The organism is Streptomyces sp. NPDC046915 (assembly GCF_040644935.1).
In the GTDB taxonomy this organism is placed as follows: domain Bacteria; phylum Actinomycetota; class Actinomycetes; order Streptomycetales; family Streptomycetaceae; genus Streptomyces.
The window spans coordinates 36,183-52,937 of sequence record NZ_JBEYXB010000007.1 but is presented as its reverse complement, the minus strand read 5'-3'; the positions used below and the strand labels follow the sequence as shown (position 1 = coordinate 52,937).

General features: G+C 72.1%; 13 protein-coding genes and 1 pseudogene. 5 read left to right on the top strand and 9 right to left on the bottom strand.

Features of this window, described 5'->3' with window-relative positions:
• Positions 1 to 29: 29 nt before the first annotated feature.
• From ABZ915_RS19240 to ABZ915_RS19230, 3 genes are all read right to left on the bottom strand, one after another.
• Positions 30 to 935, bottom strand: a complete 906-nt coding sequence (locus ABZ915_RS19240) for an LLM class flavin-dependent oxidoreductase (RefSeq protein WP_361804018.1) — start codon at positions 933 to 935, stop codon at positions 30 to 32.
• A gap of 16 nt (positions 936 to 951) precedes the next feature.
• Positions 952 to 2,727, bottom strand: coding sequence for an FAD/NAD(P)-binding protein (locus ABZ915_RS19235; protein WP_361804015.1), 1,776 nt, complete (start codon positions 2,725 to 2,727; stop codon positions 952 to 954).
• A 462-nt stretch (positions 2,728 to 3,189) separates the two neighbouring features.
• On the bottom strand, positions 3,190 to 4,362 hold the full coding sequence (locus ABZ915_RS19230; protein ID WP_361804012.1) for a DUF5685 family protein: 1,173 nt from the start codon (positions 4,360 to 4,362) through the stop codon (positions 3,190 to 3,192).
• A gap of 311 nt (positions 4,363 to 4,673) precedes the next feature.
• Between ABZ915_RS19230 and ABZ915_RS19225 the strand changes: the two genes are divergently transcribed.
• On the top strand, positions 4,674 to 5,111 hold the full coding sequence (locus ABZ915_RS19225; protein WP_361804009.1) for a cell division protein SepF: 438 nt from the start codon (positions 4,674 to 4,676) through the stop codon (positions 5,109 to 5,111).
• Between the two features lie 37 nt (positions 5,112 to 5,148).
• On the opposite strand, the gene ABZ915_RS19220 is transcribed toward ABZ915_RS19225, so the two are convergent.
• A complete protein-coding gene (locus ABZ915_RS19220; protein WP_361804006.1) occupies positions 5,149 to 6,339 on the bottom strand; it encodes an acyl-CoA dehydrogenase family protein in 1,191 nt (396 codons plus the stop codon).
• Between the two features lie 206 nt (positions 6,340 to 6,545).
• The gene (locus ABZ915_RS19215; protein WP_361804004.1) at positions 6,546 to 8,147 is read right to left on the bottom strand and encodes an MFS transporter; all 1,602 of its coding nucleotides are present in this window, start codon (positions 8,145 to 8,147) and stop codon (positions 6,546 to 6,548) included.
• Positions 8,148 to 8,407: 260 nt separating this feature from the next.
• Between ABZ915_RS19215 and ABZ915_RS19210 the strand changes: the two genes are divergently transcribed.
• Positions 8,408 to 9,652, top strand: a complete 1,245-nt coding sequence (locus ABZ915_RS19210) for a mannosyltransferase family protein (protein WP_361804001.1) — start codon at positions 8,408 to 8,410, stop codon at positions 9,650 to 9,652.
• 238 nt (positions 9,653 to 9,890) lie between these two features.
• On the top strand, positions 9,891 to 10,913 hold the full coding sequence (locus ABZ915_RS19205) for a phosphatase PAP2 family protein (RefSeq protein ID WP_361803998.1): 1,023 nt from the start codon (positions 9,891 to 9,893) through the stop codon (positions 10,911 to 10,913).
• A 127-nt stretch (positions 10,914 to 11,040) separates the two neighbouring features.
• Here the strand turns inward: ABZ915_RS19205 and ABZ915_RS19200 are convergent, their stop codons facing one another.
• From ABZ915_RS19200 to ABZ915_RS19190, 3 genes and pseudogenes are all read right to left on the bottom strand, one after another.
• On the bottom strand, positions 11,041 to 11,256 hold the full coding sequence (locus ABZ915_RS19200; protein ID WP_361440382.1) for an I78 family peptidase inhibitor: 216 nt from the start codon (positions 11,254 to 11,256) through the stop codon (positions 11,041 to 11,043).
• A 278-nt stretch (positions 11,257 to 11,534) separates the two neighbouring features.
• Positions 11,535 to 12,488: pseudogene (locus tag ABZ915_RS19195) on the bottom strand (YafY family protein); the annotation flags it as partial.
• 148 nt (positions 12,489 to 12,636) lie between these two features.
• Complete coding sequence (locus ABZ915_RS19190; RefSeq protein WP_361803995.1) at positions 12,637 to 13,317, bottom strand: transglycosylase family protein; 681 nt, start codon at positions 13,315 to 13,317, stop codon at positions 12,637 to 12,639.
• Positions 13,318 to 13,855: 538 nt separating this feature from the next.
• Between ABZ915_RS19190 and ABZ915_RS19185 the strand changes: the two genes are divergently transcribed.
• Together ABZ915_RS19185 and ABZ915_RS19180 are read left to right on the top strand one after the other, a co-directional pair.
• A complete protein-coding gene (locus tag ABZ915_RS19185) occupies positions 13,856 to 14,644 on the top strand; it encodes a hypothetical protein (RefSeq protein WP_361803992.1) in 789 nt (262 codons plus the stop codon).
• A 90-nt stretch (positions 14,645 to 14,734) separates the two neighbouring features.
• Positions 14,735 to 15,130, top strand: a complete 396-nt coding sequence (locus ABZ915_RS19180; RefSeq protein WP_361803989.1) for a hypothetical protein — start codon at positions 14,735 to 14,737, stop codon at positions 15,128 to 15,130.
• A gap of 69 nt (positions 15,131 to 15,199) precedes the next feature.
• On the opposite strand, the gene der is transcribed toward ABZ915_RS19180, so the two are convergent.
• On the bottom strand, positions 15,200 to 16,681 hold the full coding sequence (gene der, locus ABZ915_RS19175) for a ribosome biogenesis GTPase Der (RefSeq protein WP_361803986.1): 1,482 nt from the start codon (positions 16,679 to 16,681) through the stop codon (positions 15,200 to 15,202).
• Positions 16,682 to 16,755: the final 74 nt, after the last annotated feature.

Here is a 16,755-nt window from a genome sequence, read left to right as displayed (position 1 = left end):
CATATGCTGATCAACAATTCCATGTGGGTTCAGCCATTCCATACCGGGGCGGACCGCACCGGACGGGCGGGCCGGGCCAGGCCGAGGTGCTCCCGGAGGGTGCTGCCCGGATAGAAGGTGCGGAACAGGCCGCGGTGCTGGAGCAGCGCGACGGTGCCGTTGACGAGCCGCTCCAGGTCACGGCGCGGCTCGGCCGGGGTGAGGTGGAAGCCGTCGGCGACGCCGTCCGCGTGCCAGGCGGCGATCAGCTCCGCGAGGTCGACGGGGCCGCCCCGGTACAGCGGGCCCCGCGCGGTCTGCCGGGGGCCGCCCCCGCCGTGGCCCGGCTCGGCCGCGTGCTCGCCGTCGCCGAGGTCGACGATGAGTCCGGCCAGGACCCGGAGGCTGTCCGGGTCCCGCCCGGACTCGGCGGCCGACGCCCGCAGCCGGTCCCGTACGGCCGCGACCCGCGCGGGGTCGGCGGCGCGGACCAGGGCGACGTCGGCGTGGCGGGACGCGGCCGGCCGGGCGGGGCCCTCGGTGGCGTCGGCCACCCGGACGGGGTGGCCCTGCGGCGAGCGGGGCGCGCTGTCCCACAACCGTGCGGCCGCCTCGGCCACTTCGCCCTCTGCGGCCGGGACGTCGATCCGCCAGCCCGCCCGGCCGTGGCTGACCCGGTCCAGGGCGGCGACGGCGGCCTGCACCTGGAAGGGCTCGGTGAGCGTGGTCGTGACGGTCGGGACCAGGCCGATCCGGTGGGTGGCGGGCGCCACCCGGGACAGCGCGGCGAGCGCGTCCGGCCCGGGGCGGGCGAAGGCATCGTCGAGGGTGACGAAGTCGAGCCCACCGCTCTCGGCGAGCCGGGCCAGCTCCACATGGGAGCCTGCGTCGTACTCCGACGGCAGGTCGACGGCGGCGGCCAGGTGCAGCAGCGCCCGGCCGTGCGATGAGCTCATGTGACGGAACCCTTTCTCACGCGGCGGCGGGACGGGTCAGGTCCCGCAGGAAGGCCAGTACGGCCCGGGCGGTGGCGTCGTTCTGCCGGAAGGCGGGGCCGCCGGTGCGCGGCCGGGTGAACGCGCCCGGGGTACGGCCGTCGGTGTAGGGGCCGAGGGCGAAGCGGCGGGGGTGCGGCCGGCCGTCCCGGTCGAGGATCCGCCCGTCGCCGGGGTCCACCCGGAGCAGCCCGTCGGGGGTCTCGGCGGCCCCGTCGGCGTGCAGTTCGCGCAGCAGGGCGTCGCGGGCCCGGCCGACGGTGGGCTCGGGCAGCCGTGCCTCGACCAGCGCCCGTGCCGCGGCCGAGAAGCCGGGCACGGTGGGGCTCGACGCCCGGAACACACCGTCCTCGGCGGCGACGGTCAGGCCGGCGCCGACGAACCGGAGCAGTCCCGCCCGGGACAGGGCGAGCATCTGCCGCAGCCGGGGTCCGGGCGGACCGGAGGCGAGGTGGCTGAAGAAGCCGTGCCACCAGGGGCCGATGGAGCCGAGCCGGATCAGCTGCCCGTAGACGGACAGCAGCCCGAGGAAGACCGCCAGGTCGGCGCTGTGCCGGGCGTCGTGCCGTCGGCCGAGGTCGCCCTCGATGTACTGCCGCAGCCCGTGCTGGAACTCCTCGTGCGAGCCGTACCGCACCCCGTCCAGCGGATGGTGGAGCGCGTCGAGGTCCAGCCGGTCGGCGGGGTCCGGTACGGCGGAGGCGACGAGGGCCTCGACGTCGGCGGCGTCCCCCGCGGCGTACTTCTCCTCGAAGTCCCGCCAGGCGATGGCCGTCCGCTCGGGGTGGGCGGTGAACAGCCGGTGGTAGTGGGCGAAGCCGAGCTCCTTCTCGACCAGCGGCCACACGTCCCGGCGGAAGTCGAAGCCCTCCGGCCGCGCGAGCAGTTCCCCGGCCTCGGCGGGCCCGAAGAAGCGGGGCAGCGGGGGGCGTTCGCCGGTCCAGTCGTAGCCGATCTTCGAGTGGTACGGGACTCCGCGCCGTGAGCCGACGTACAGGACCGGCTCGCGGCCCGAGGGGAGGTAGGCGTCCCCCTCGTACCGCCCGCCGCGCCCCTCCGTGAGCAGCACCATCAGGTCGACGAAGGCGAGCCCGAAACCCCGGACGAGGACGGGTTCGCCGGGCTTCAGAGCCGTGAGGTCGCTGTCGGCGGTGTAGTCGGGCGGGAGGTGCACCAGGCCGTGCTCACGGGCGTACGCCGCCAAATGAGCCTGTTCCGCGTCGGGTTCGGCGTCGAGGTGGCCGACGGCGAGGACGACGAGATCGGCGAGGAGCGGGCGCGGGCGGCCCTCCAGCCACACCTGCTGGCGGCCCTCGGGCGAGCCGCCGAGGCGCAGGGCGCGCCGGGGGTGGTGGTGGACGGTGACGCCCGGCGGCAGGCCGGCCACCGCCCGGTCGTACACCCAGCGCAGGTAGCCGCCCTGGATCCGGCGGTCCGCGAAGGTGCGTCCGTCCAGGCCCGCCCACTCGTGCAGGGTGGGGCCCTCGCGCACCGGCCCGGCCATCTCCACCGTCTCGTCGGTGAACATGGTGACGTCCTCGGCGTGCGAGTTCATCCACAGCAGCGGGGACTGCGCGGCCCGCCAGATGCGTCCGGCGCCCGGCGGATGCGGGTCGACGAGGTGGATGTCGAGGCCCGCGCCGGCGTACAGCTCGGGCGCGTTGGCGGCGATGCGCTCCAGAAGACCGGTCCCCCGCGGGCCGGCACCGACGATCACCAGTGCGGGGACTTCGGGGAGGGTGTCGAAAGACATGGGAAGGCTCCGTGACGCAGCTGGAACACGGGTGATTGCCTTCACACAGGCGCGCGGCAAGGCGCGCCACGGCCGAGCCCCTCAGCAGGGCCGTGCGCCGACTGTACGGGGCCGTTTCCCCTCACTGTCAAGGCCGTCCATGATGTGAGCGGTACGTCTCAAGTCGGTTGACGGGCAATCGGATGCCTGTTCCACTTGGCCCATGCGTCCACAGCAGTGGCTGGTCACCCGCTCCCACATCGACTTCGGTCGTGTGTGGTCCTGTTCCTGTTGAGCCGACCCCACTGCGCGCCCTGATCCCCTGATCCGGTCGGGCCTCTTCCGCGTTTCTGCCTCTTCTCTTCCTGTTTCTCTCCCTGCTTCTCTCCCTCTTCTGCCTTCACACGCGCACCCCTCCCCTCGCGCTCCCGCATGCCTTTTCCGATTCCAGGAGGCAGCACACGACGCACAACTGAGCGGACGTCACAGACCGCAGTCGCAGCACGAGCAGCACTCGCAGATCTCGCAGCACTGGCAGGCGTCGCAGCAGTCGCAGCAGTCGCAGTCGCTGCAACAGCCCTCGCGCTTCTTGCGCGACCAGGGGCCCTCGTACTCGTCGGCGCAGCACACCTTGCAGGTGCAGCACAGCCCGAGGGCGGCGGCACAGCCCGCCCAGAAGCCCCGCTTCTCCGGGCGCGGCGGCTCACCGCCGAAGGGGTTGCCGTAGGGGTTTCCCGGCGCCTGGGGCGCGTGCGGGCCCGGGGGCGGTCCGAAGGAGGCCTCGGGTGCGTGCCCGCAGGACCGGGTGTCGAACGCCCGGTCCACCGAGCGGCGCAGTTCGTGCACGAGCAGCAGGTGCGCCAGCTTCCCGTCGTCGAACTCGGCCTCGCGCAGGGCGAGCCGGATGCCGTGCAGCGCGTCGTCGGCGAGCCTGCGGGCCTCGGTGAGCGGGGTGCCGGTCGCGGTGAGCGGGTTCCAGGCGCCGGACTCGGCGTCGGCGGCGCGGTCCTCCACGGCGTCCAAAAGGTGGGCCAGCCGTCCGAAGAGCCGGCCGGCCTCGGCGAGCGGTTCGGCGTTGCCCGGCCGTCCGGCCAGTACGGCGGTGTGCGCGAAGGCGGCGGCGGTCGCCGTCTCGGTGGGCTCGGTGACGCTCAGGATCGGTGTTCCCGGGCCCGCGAGGGACTCGATGGCGAGCTGCCGGTCGACGGCGTCCACGAGTACGGCGGTGTCGAACCCGATGTCCGCGCCGGTACGGGCACCCGCGCGTCCCCAGTTGACGGCGACCCGGCGCGCGGCGAGCGCGACCGGCCGCCGGGCCAGCAGTCCGTCGCCGTCGGCGACATGGTCGCGCACCTTGGCCGAGGCCAGCACCAGCGAGACGGCCGCCGCGAGCCGGGCCCCCTCGCCCTGGGCCACGGAGGCGGTGCGCATCCCGCGCAACGGACACGGCCCGGCGGTACGCCGCAGAAGGCCGTCCCGCCGGGTCTGAGCATCCGTCAGAACCGATATGAGGAGCCCGTCGTAGTTGGTGACTATGCGCGCGAACTGCCCGTGGTCCCCGCGCAACGCGAGGCACAGTCCGCACAGATGGGCGAGCCATTCCGTCTTGAGGCTCTCACCGAGACGGTGACTACAGGGCCTGACGATTCCGAACACGATGATCCCCCGTGGTGTGATGCGACGTTGAGCTGCGGCATCGTATCGACCGACAGTCGGTTCGGAGCAGTCGCCGCGCTCACCCGTACGCACCACGCATCACCCATACGCGGGTGACAATAATATTTCACTCTCAGTCAGCAGCCGTGTAGACCAGGACCCTTGGGGCACACGGGCTCTCGACGGATTCGCTGTGCACCAGTACCGTCACAAACCCCCCGCGCGGCGTCTATCCACTTGGCGCGCCGTCCGCATCATGGATGACCATAGGGATGCGGAAGCAACGAGGACCGCTGTGAGAGGAGGCGTCCATGGGATCGGTACGCAAGGCGAGTGCGTGGCTCGGCCTCGTCGACGACAACGATGACGAGCGTTACTACGACGACGACTACTCCGAGGGGAGCGAGCCCGGGGATGCCTGGGTCACCGACCCGCGGGTGAAGGTGGCGACGGACGTCGCCGAGGAGAAGGGCCGCCGGATCGGCACGGTGACCCCGGACAGCTTCCGGGACGCCCGGGCCATCGGCGAGCTGTTCCGGGAGGGGGTGCCGGTCATCATGAACCTCACGGCCATGGAGCCCGGCGACGCCAAGCGCGTGGTCGACTTCGCGGCCGGGCTCATCTTCGGCCTGCGCGGCTCCATCGACAGAGTCTCCAACCGGGTGTTCCTGTTGACGCCCGCGGACACCGAGATCGTCAGCGGGGAGGCCAGGTCCCACCACTCGGACGGCTTCTTCAACCAGAGCTGAGGCAGGGCCGCTCGCCGGCCCTGCCCCGCTCCCGGGGTCAGCGGAAGGCGTCGAGCCCGGTGAGCGCCTTGCCCAGCACGAGCTGGTGCATCTCGACGGTGCCCTCGTAGGTGAGCACCGACTCGAGGTTGGTCGCGTGCCGCATCACGGGATATTCGAGCGAGATCCCGTTGGCACCGAGGATCGTCCGCGCCGTCCGGCAGATGTCGATGGCCTCGCGGACGTTGTTGAGCTTGCCGAAGCTGACCTGCTCGGGACGCAGCCGACCGGCGTCCATGCGCCGCCCCAGGTGGTGGGCGAGCAGAATCCCCTTGTGCAGTTCGACCGCCATGTCGGCGAGTTTGGCCTGGGTGAGCTGGAAGCCCCCGATGGGCCGGCCGAACTGCTCCCGTGACTTCGCGTAGTCGACGGCGGTCTCGAGACAGGACCGCGCCGCCCCCATGGCACCCCAGACGATGCCGTAGCGGGCGTGGGAGAGACAGCTGAGCGGCCCCTTGAGACCGACGACCTCCGGCAGTACGGCATCGGCGGGCAGCCGCACGTCGTCGAGGACGAGCTCACTGGTGACGCTGGCCCGCAGGGACCACTTGTGCTTGATCTCCGGCGCGGAGAAGCCGGGGGCGTCGGTGGGCACGACGAATCCGCGGATCCCCTCGTCGGTCCGCGCCCAGACCACGGCCACTCCGGCGACGGAGCCATTGGTGATCCACATCTTCCGGCCGTTCAGCAGCCAGTCCCCGCCGTCGCGCTTGGCGTACGTCCGCATGGAGGCGGGGTCCGAGCCGTGGTCGGGCTCGGTGAGCCCGAAGCAGCCGATCACCTCGCCGGCGGCCATCCGGGGCAGCCAGGCCTGCTTCTGCTCCTCGCTGCCGAAGCGGTGGATGGCGTACATGGCGAGCGAGCCCTGCACCGAGACGAGGGACCTGATCCCCGAATCGGCGGCCTCGAGCTCCAGGCACGCCAGTCCGTACTGCACGGCGCTCGCCCCGGCGCAGCCGTACCCGGTGAGCGACATCCCGAGCGCACCGATACCGCCGAGTTCCCTCGCCAGCTCCCGGATGCCGGGCAGCTCGCCCTTCTCGTACCAGTCGGCGACATACGGCAGCACACGGTCCGCGGCCCAGGCGCGCACGGTCTCCCGGACGGCCAGGTCCTCGGGTTCCAGGAGATCGTCGATGCCGAGCGGGTCGGCCGGGTCGAACGGGGGCAACTTCGAGGACGCGGACATGTACCCTCCGGTAAAACTAGCACCGCTAGCCAAGATTTCCGCCCCGACGTTACGACGTGCGGCCTGGCCAGTCCACCCCACACTCTCCCTCGTACCACGGTCGGCCGCCGACAGCGAGCAACCCCCACGGGAGACGTCCCCCTCCCGGCCGACCCGCACGGGTGGTGCGTGAGTGGGAGACGCCCCGCCGAAGCCGAGCGCGGCGGTCAGGCCGAGACGCGGGATCTCTCCGGCTCACGGGGCGCGGGCACCTCGACCTCGCCGCCCTCGCACTGCATCACCCGCGGCAACCGCAACGCCATCACGGCCCCGAGCATCAGCAGCCCCGCACTCACCAGCAACGTGACGTGCAGCCCGTGCACAAAGGATTCCCGCGCCGCCCTGCGCAGCGCGCCCCCGGCCTTCCCGCCCAGCTGCGCGGCAACCTCGTAGGCCTCCCCCAGCGAATGCCCCGCCGAGGCCGCCGCGGGCGCCGGCACGCCCGGAACGGACGCCAGCCCGGGCGCATACGCCGCGTTCATCACACTGCCGAGCAGCGCGATCCCGATCCCGGCCCCGAGCTGGTAGGAGGTCTCCCCGATGGCCGCGGCCCCACCGGCCTGCTCGGCCGGCGCCTCGCTCAGCATCGACTCGTACGCCCCGAACAGCGTCGTCTCCAGCCCGAAGCCCAGCAGCAGGAACCCGGCCAGCAGCAGCACGGTGTTGTCCCGGCCGCCCATCCCGGTCAGCGTCAGCACGGCCGCCGCCGTCAGGCAGAACCCGAAGCACACCATCCGCCGCGGCCCGAACCGCCGCAGCATCCGCGCGCCCGCCAGCCCGGCCGCCATCGCCGCGAGGGTCAGCGGCAGCAGCCTGAGGCCGGTCGCGAGCGGCGACAGCCCCAGCACCAACTGGAGGTACTGCGCCGCGATCAGCTCCAGCCCCACCAGCGCGAGCATCGCCAGCACGATGCACCCGACCGCCGTACTGAACGCCGGCCGCCCGAACATCCGCAGATCCACCAGCGGATACGGCCGCCGCCGCTGACGCCGTACGAAGAGGAACAGCAGCCCCGCGCCCACCACGAGCGGCGCCACCGTGAGCACGTCGGCCACCGGCTCGCCGCCCCCGAGCCGCTTCACTCCCAGCACCACCCCGAACAGCCCGACGGCCGCCATCAGCGCGCCGACCACGTCCCAGGGACCGTTCCGCGCACCCGTCGACTCGGGCAGCAGCAGCCGCCCGACCGGCAGACTGACCAGCATCAGGGGGATGTTCACCAGGAACACCGAACCCCACCAGAAGTGCTCGAGCAGGAAACCGCCGAGCAGCGGCCCCACCGCCGCCCCCACCGCGGCCACCGCGCTCCAGATGCCGATCGCCAGCGCCCGCTCCCGCCGGTCGGGGAAGACCTGGCGGAGGATGGACAGCGTGGCCGGCATGATCATCGCGCCGCCCACGCCGAGCAGCGCCCGGGCGAGGATCAGCACCTGCGCGCTCGGCGCGAAGGCCGCGACGGCGGAGGCGACGCCGAACAGCGCGTACCCGAGCAGCAGGACCCGCCGGCGGCCCACCCGGTCGCCGAGCGTGCCGAAGAGGATCAGCAGCGAGGCGCAGACGAGCGGGTAGATGTCGACGATCCACAGCAGTTCGATGGCGCCGGGCCTGAGGTCCTCGGTGACGGCGGGCACCGCCACGTGCAGCACGGTCGCGTCGAGGGCGACCAGGAGCAGGCTGACGCACAGGACGACGAGGACGACCCAGCGGTTGGCACCTGCCCCGGCCGCCCGACGGCGCAGCGCGGACGCGGCCGTGGTCGTCCCGGACATGCACGTACCTCCCAGAAGTTTCCTCGGGTTCGGCGGGCTCACGGGCTGGGGTGTCCCATGACTTCGGCCGGAGGAGCGGTGGGATCTCCGGCCCGCGCATACGAACGCGAGTGACACGTCAGCGTACGCGAGTTCGCTCCGCATACACGTGGTGGACCTCTCACACTCACATCGGAAACATGTGGCGTACACCACTTCTCCTTCCCTTGACCACGCCCCGGTGGGAAGGCCGGTTCCACGCCCGGCCGATAATCGAGCCCGTGACCGACCTTGCAACGCGCGTGGCACCGTCCCGCGTCACGCCCCTGCGCCGGGCGGCCCCGGCCCTCCTCGGGTACGCCGCCGTCCGCGCCCTGGGCCTGCTCGTCCTGGTGGCATGGAGCGCGGCGCGCGGCAAGAGCGCGTACACGCTGCTCACCGCCCGCTGGGACGCCCTCTGGTACACGCGGGTCGCCGAACTGGGCTACGGCTACGAGGTGCGGCTGCCGAACGGCGACGTCCACTCCAACCTGGCCTTCTTTCCGCTGCTGCCCTGGCTGGAGCGGCTGCTGCACGCGCTGGCCCCGCTGTCGTACGCCGACGCCGGCTTCGTCGTCAGCCTGCTCGCCTCGCTCGCCGCGGCCTGGGGGATCTTCGCGGTGGCGGACCACGGGTACGGCCCGCGCGCGGGGGTCTGCGCGGTGCTGCTGTGGGCGGTGCTGCCGGTCGGGATCGTGCAGTCGATGGCGTACAGCGAGTCGCTGTTCACCGCTCTCGCGGCCTGGTCGCTGTACGCCGTGCTGACCGGCCGGTGGGTGACCGCGGGCACGCTGGCGGCGCTGGCCGGGCTGACCCGGCCGGTGGGGCTCGCCGTGGTCGCGGCGGTGTGGACGGCCGGAGTGGTCTCGTTCGTGCGGGATCGGAGCACGGCCGCCACGTACGGCGCACGGAGCGGGGAGTGCGCCTCTGACGCGGCGAGCGGCGCAGCCGTCACACCGCACGCCCCTCGCGCCACCACCGGCGCACTCTTCTGGTCCCGCGCCCTCGGCATGCTCCTCGCCCCCCTCGGCGCCGCCGTCTATGTCCTCTGGGTCGGCCAGCGCACCGGCAAGGGTCCGCTCGGCTATCTGGACGTCCAGGCCGGCTGGCGGAACGGCTTCGACGGCGGATATGCCTTCGCCCGTTTCGTGGCCGACAAGTTCACGTCATTTCCGTCGGCCCTCGCCGGGGCCGGGCTGATCATCGGTGTCGGCCTGGTGATCTGGCTGTACCTGATCGGCGTACGGCAGCGCCAGCCGCTTCCCCTGCTGGTGTACACCGGTGTCGTCGTCGCGCTCGCCCTGTGCGCGTCGAGCTACTTCGGCTCCAAGCCGCGTCTGTTGCTGCCGGCCTTTCCATTGCTGCTGCCCCTCGCGACGGCCCTGGCCCGGTCACGTACGTCCCGATCCGCGCTGGTCACCGGCCTGTTGGCGGTGGCCGCCGCGATCTACGGGGCGTTCTGGCTGAACGGTTCCGGTCCCCCGTGATCGTTCCGGCCCGCCCGATGAGCACCCGGAGAATTCCACCCCATCATTCGGTGAACGAATTCATAAGTGCCATATAAGTAACACCCGGCATGATCAAAGGAATTGCGGGAGACGATCGAGGAGGATTGTCGAATCCTCGTAATTGGGCGCCCTCCTGAGAGGTTTCCCACATCACATCGTCATCACAAAGCCGCTGATTGGACCGGCTTGAGAGCTCACTCGCTGTAACGTCGATTGGGTGCGTACCGAACGAAAGCTCACCCGCCGTCCGGACCGGGTGTTCGCCAGGCTGGACCGTGAGCCGGAACGGCCGGCCCACATCGACGTGCCGAGGATGAGCCGGCACCGGGTCGTGCTGTTCTCGGCGACCCTGGCCTTCTACCTGGCGATCGTGTGGGCCGTGGTGACCACCTCCTGGCTGGTCCGGCTCGACTGGCAGGTCATGTTCTTCCGGCCGTACCAGCAGTGGTCGGGTATCCACTGGTTCGTCGACTACTACGTGGTGCTCGGCCAGCGCGGTCCCACCGCCGTGATGGTCGCGGCCTGGCTGGGCTGGCGCTCCTGGCGGCAGCACACGGTCCGTCCGCTGCTGACCCTCGGCGCCTCGCTGCTGCTGCTGAACATCACGGTCGGCGCCGCCAAGTACGGCATGGGCCGTCTCGGACCGCACTACGCCACCATCATCGGCTCGAACGAGATGGGTCTGGGCGGCGATATATTCCCCAGCGGCCACACCGCCAACGCGGTGGTGACGTGGGGCATCCTGGCGTATCTGGCCTCCACCCCGAGAGCCCGCCGCTGGCTGTCCGCGATCTCGGCCGTGACCTCGCTCGGCGTCGGGATGGCCACCGTCTATCTCGGTACGCACTGGCTGAGCGACGTACTGCTGGGCTGGGCCGCGGGGTTGCTGATCCTGCTGGCGCTGCCGTGGTGCGAGCCGTTCATCGCCCGGACCGAGGACGCCCTGTTCGACCTGCGCGACCGCTGGCGCGCCCGCCGCGGCCGCACCGCGCCCGCGCCGATCCCGGTCACCCCGGTGGCGCTCAAGCCGCTCACCGCACCCGCCGAGCGGACGACCCCGGCCCGCGAGCCGGTCTCCTCCGCCCACTCGCCCCGGACCCCGGTCCACCGGACGCCGAGTCCGCACGCCGCCCGTTCGGAGCGCCCCCCGGTCACCCCGGCGGGCAACCGCCGTCCGCCGCACCCGGAGCGCGTCCCGCGCGGTGCGGCCCCGGCGGCCCGCCCCGTCACGGGCGGCTGACCGCCGGCGAAGCGGCGGGGCCGGTACGCACAGCCATCCCCGCGAAGCCAGAACAGGCCACGAGGCCCCGGTTCCTGCCCGCAGGACCGGGGCCTTCGCCGTACCGCTCACCGGCTCGGAACGACTCTCAGCCCTTCCAGGCGCGAGCCACCCGGCCGTCGCGCACCTCGAAGTTCAGCCGTCCCGCCCGGTACTCCATCGTGATGATCGCGCCCGGCGGCAGCGACCGCACCGTCGACCACCCCCTCTCCCGCGCGAGTCGCTCGGCACGCGCCGCGTCGAGGCCGACGTACCCTTCCGGACTGTCCTGGGGCTCCGCTGACGGAGTGGGAATCGGTGCCATACGGCCACGCTAGCCGCGCGTCCCTTCCCCGTCACACTTCTGTCACAGGATCACGACGCCCGATACGGCCGAACTCCGTCACACGAACGGGGGTTTCCGCACGGCTTGCCGGGGGAATCGAACGAAATTCCCGGGTGCCGGTCCGGGGTGTCGAATAGCCCGGCAGAGCCCGGCGGAAAGTGCCGTTCCATTCCGGATCCAAGCACTGCCGCGCAAGCTGACACCGCATAGGAAATTCACCGATCCGGCACGGACCCCCCGCGCGGAGGGGCCTCACCCAGAGCGCGTGAGAGCCGGTCGCGGGCCGTTCTGACGGTCTCGATGAGCCCGGCGGGTTCCAGCACCTCGAAGTCGAAGCCGAGCATCATCACGTGCACCACCATCACGTCCAGGTTCGCGGCGCCGGCGCGCAGGACGCAGGCGTCCGCTCCGTCGGGCTCGAGCGTCCCGGCGGACGGCGAGATCCGCTCGGCGGCCTCCGCCAGGGGCACCAGCAGCCGGACGGCGGCGTGCGAGGCGTACGCGCGCGTGGAGACCCCGCGGGAGACATAGGCGGCGAGATCCTCGGCGGGCGGCTCGCGCGGGGTGAAGCGTGGACCGTGCGGCGGCCTGGGGGTGATGCGGTCGACGCGGAAGGTCCGCCAGTCGGCGCGGTCGAGGTCCCAGGCGACCAGGTACCAGCGGCGCTCGGTGCACACCAGCCGGTGCGGTTCGACGGTACGGCGGCCGGGGGTGCCTTCGTGGTCGCGGTAGTCGAAGCGGAGCCGCTCGGCGTCCCGGCACAGGTTGGCCAGTTCGGTCAGGACGGCCGGGTCGGCGGCGGAGGGCTGCGGTCCGCGCAGCATCGGCACGGTGAACGCGTTGAGGGCGCCCACCCGGCGGCGCAGCCGGCCCGGCAGCACCTGCTCCAGCTTGGCGAGGGCCCGTACCGAGGTCTCGCCGATGCCCTCGATGCCCTGGCCGGCGGCGGTGCGCAGCCCGACCGCGACGGCGACCGCCTCCTCGTCGTCCAGGAGCAGCGGCGGCAGTTCGGCCCCCGCCCCCAGCTGGTAGCCGCCACCGGTGCCGGGGCTGGCGTTCACGGGGTAGCCCAGCTCGCGCAGCCGGTCCACGTCCCGGCGGACGGTGCGCGGGGTGACGCCGAGCCGTTCGGCCAGTTCGGAGCCGGACCACTCGCGGTGGGCCTGGAGCAGCGAGAGCAGACGCAGCAGGCGCGCCGAGGTCTCCAACATGGATGCGAGTCTGCCAGCAGATGCGGACAGCCACTGTCCGCATGAGCTCCTGGTGCGCTGCTCATGCGGACAGTGGCTGTGCTCGAACCGGATCAGACCGCCTCGGATCGGATCAGACCGGCTCGGCTCCAGACCGGCTCGGACCGGCTCAGATCTCCAGGCGCTGACCGGGCACGATCAGGTTGGGGTCACCGCCGATGACGGACTTGTTGGCGGCGTAGATCCGCTGCCAGGTGGTCCCGTGCCGCTCGGCGATCCTGCTCAGGGTGTCGCCCTCGCGGACGGTGTAGTTCCCGTGCGACGCGCTGCGGGACGAGCTGCGGTTGGTGTGGCCGGTCGAGCGCTGCGGCGCCTTCGACGGCTTCGACGGGGCCGAACGGGCCGACGGGGCCGACTTCGTAGCGGCCGAGGTACCGGTGGAGGCAGCCGCCGGTGCGGCGCCGTAGGCTCCGGCGCGGCCCGAGCAGACCGGCCAGGCGCCCCAGCCCTGGGCGCCCTGGACCTTGGTGGCGACGGCTATCTGCTGCCCCCTGGAAGCCTGGTCGGCGGTCGGCGCGTAGGCCGTGCCGCCGTACGCGCGCCAGGTCGAGGCGGAGAACTGGAGTCCGCCGTAGTAGCCGTTGCCGGTGTTGATGTGCCAGTTGCCGCCGCTCTCGCACTGGGCGATGCGGTCCCACACTCCGTTGTCCGCCGCGTCGGCGTCGCCGGTCGCAGCCAGCAGTCCGAGCGGGGCGAGCAGCGCCGCCCCGGCGAGGACCGCCGCCGTACGGCCCTTGCGGGCGCTGTCCTTACGAGCGGTGCTACGGGTGGTATCGGCACATTCGGACATGTAATTCCCTCTCCACGGACCCGGGAGCCCCCCGAGCGGGGCGAGGTTCCGCGTATGGACGCGGTACGCACGCTCCGCCCTGTCCGCCGCGACCGGCGCCGCGGTGATGCCTGAGCGGCGCGGCCGGCGAACGTTCCCGAGCGGTGCAAGTTGCACACGGCCGAGGAATGTAAGGACCCCGGCCAGGCGGTATCAACCAACTCCGTGTTGTCGCAGGCCAGTTCGACGTTACCGCGAGTATCAGCGATTTTCGGTCACCCACTTCATTCGCTGATTTCCGGATTTGTCGACCAGGCGCTCAGGCGATCTGTGACCCACTTCACCGGATCAAGTTCCTTGACAACGCGCTGAGTTGACGGGGAGTAGACGATTCCGCACCGGCTGTGACCCTGTGCGGTGGATGGTTCGATTCCGTTCCCCTCGGGGCGTGACTCCCGCCACAGATCGCCCGTTGTCTTCTTCATGAGCCCGGAACCCCCGGAACTCATGGGCCGGGAGCCACCCGGCCGACCCAGCACCGCATCCCGAGGGAGCCACCGTGCCGCGCATGCTCGACGTCAGCGACGCCGTACGCGCCGAGATCGGCGACGAAGAAGCCGACCGGCTGCTCGCCGGAGAGAACGCCCCGGGCAGTTACGACTGCACGTCCTGCCGCACCCCGGGCGACTCCGAGCAGGAGCGCACCAGCACCGTCCTGTTCGTCGGGGACGAGACCGCCGTCCTCGCCTTCGCTCACGCCAGCTGCCTGCCCTCACAGGTCGTCCAGGTCACCGAGGAGCAGTTGCAGGGCGCCGTCCGCTCCATCAGCGGGGAGGCGCACGCCTCCGGCGGCCGGGCGGAGAGGGCCGTGCCCGAGCAGGCCGTACTCGGGGTGACCAGCGGACTGGTGCTGATCGCCGGGGAGTTGCACCCGGCGCTCGTCGTGGAGCCGACCGCGCCGATCGTGCGTCCAGGCACCACCGGAGCCGGGGACGACTTCCTGCCCCTGCTCATCGAGCAGGGGTTCATGCCGGTGACCGAGCTCGCGGCCGTGCCGCCGGTGCTCCACGGGTGGTCGGTGCTGCTGGCCGTCGGTCAGCTGCACGCGGTGCTCCAGCCGGGCGCGAACGGCGGGCAGCCGGTGGCCTGGTGGCAGGCGCACCAGCCGCTCCAGGTCACGGACGGGTGGCGGGCCGCCGCCAACAAGCACCAGCAGGTGCTGATGTTCGCGGCCCCGGTCGGTTCCATCGGCCGCCAGCCGCGGGAGGACCTGCTGCGGGACGCACTGGACAAGGCCGCGGCCAACGGCAAGCTGGTCGCGGCCGCGCTACCACTCGCGGGCATCTGACAGCGCTCGCGTGGGCACCTGACAGCCGCCCCCCCCTAATGGCACGCCCCCGAGCCGCATCCCCGAAGGCCCGGGGTCGTTTGGACATACGTGCACACATACGACGTTCCCCCACGCCGCCCGTCCTTCTCCCCCATTCCGTCCGCGCGGTCCGGGCAGGAGGTTCCCGGCAGGGCATCGGCCACGCCGATCTACGACTCGCTCTACGCGGAGTGGGTCAGGACCTTCCGGACGCTGCCGGGCGACCGCACCGGGGAGGAGGAGTTCGGGTTCACCGCCTTCGGGAACGCCCCGCACGGCACCGGCACGGGTTCGTACGGCTCGAACTCCTACAGCGCGTACAGCGCGGGCGCCTACAGCGCTCGCCACGGCACCGGGCAGCACCAGCCGTCCTGGCAGCGGATCGGGATGCTCGGGCGGCAGCACGACACCGGGATGCACCACGTCCCGGCGGCGCTCCCACCGGGCCCGCGCCGGGGAGCCTGACGTACGAACGGCGACACGGCGAGAGGGCGGTCCCTGATCGAGTCAGGGGCCGCCCTCTCGCCGTGTCGGTCACTTCTTCTTCGCGCCACGCTTCTCGCGCACCCGCACCGAGATGTGGATCGGCGTGCCGTCGAAGCCGAACTCCTCGCGCAGCCGCCGCTCGATGAAGCGCCGGTAGCCCGCCTCGATGAAGCCGGAGGCGAAGAGGACGAACCGCGGCGGCTTGGTGCCGGCCTGGGTGCCGAAGAGGATGCGCGGCTGCTTGCCGCCCCGGACCGGGTGCGGGTGGGCCGAGACCAGCTCGCCGAGGAAGGCGTTGAGGCGGCCGGTCGGCACCCGGGTCTCCCAGCCGGCCAGGGCCGTCTCGATCCCCGGGACCAGCTTCTCCATGTGCCGGCCGGTACGCGCCGAGACGTTCACCCGCGGCGCCCAGGCGACCTGGCCGAGCTCGGTCTCGATCTCCCGCTCGAGGTAGTAGCGGCGCTCCTCGTCGAGGGTGTCCCACTTGTTGAAGGCGAGCACCACCGCACGGCCCGCCTCGACCGCCATGGTGACGATGCGCTGGTCCTGCACCGAGATGTTCTCGGAGGCGTCGATCAGGATGACCGCCACCTCGGCCTTCTCGACGGCGGCCGCGGTGCGCAGGGAGGCGTAGTAGTCGGCGCCCTGCTGGAGGTGGACGCGCTTGCGGATGCCGGCCGTGTCGACGAACTTCCAGGTCACGCCGCCGAGTTCGATCAGCTCGTCGACCGGGTCACGGGTGGTGCCCGCGAGTTCGTTGACGACGACGCGCTCCTCGCCCGCGACCTTGTTGAGCAGCGAGGACTTGCCGACGTTCGGGCGGCCGATCAGCGCGATGCGGCGCGGGCCGCCGACGGCGGTGCCGAAGGACTGCTCGGGCGCCTCGGGCAGCGCCTCCAGGACGGCGTCCAGCATGTCGCCGGTGCCACGGCCGTGCAGCGCCGACACGGGGTGCGGCTCGCCGAGGCCGAGGGACCACAGGTAGGCCGCGTCGGCCTCGCCGCTCGGGCCGTCGACCTTGTTGGCGCACAGCACCACGGGCTTGCCGGCCTTGCGCAGCAGCCGGACGACCGCCTCGTCGGTGTCGGTCGCGCCGACCTTGGCGTCCACGACGAAGACGACCGCGTCGGCCGCCTCGATCGCGTACTCGGCCTGGGCGGCGACGGAGGCGTCGATGCCGAGGACGTCCTGCTCCCAGCCGCCGGTGTCGACGACCTTGAAGCGGCGGCCCGCCCACTCGGCCTCGTAGGTGACCCGGTCACGGGTGACGCCCGGCTTGTCCTCGACGACGGCCTCGCGGCGGCCGATGATCCGGTTCACCAGAGTCGACTTGCCGACATTGGGGCGGCCGACGACCGCGAGCACGGGCAGCGGACCGTGGCCCGCCGCCTCGATGGCGCCCTCGACGTCCTCGAGGTCGAAGCCCTCCTCGGTCGCGAGCTCCATGAACTCCGCGTACTCGGCGTCGCCGAGCGCCCCGTGCTCGTACTCGTGCTCGGCCGAGCCGTCGGGCTGGATGTGGTCGTTCATGGAGTCCGTACCTCGTCGTTCATTCGTGGTGATCGGTGGATCGTCCGGGTTGTCCCGACTGATCCACTACTCAG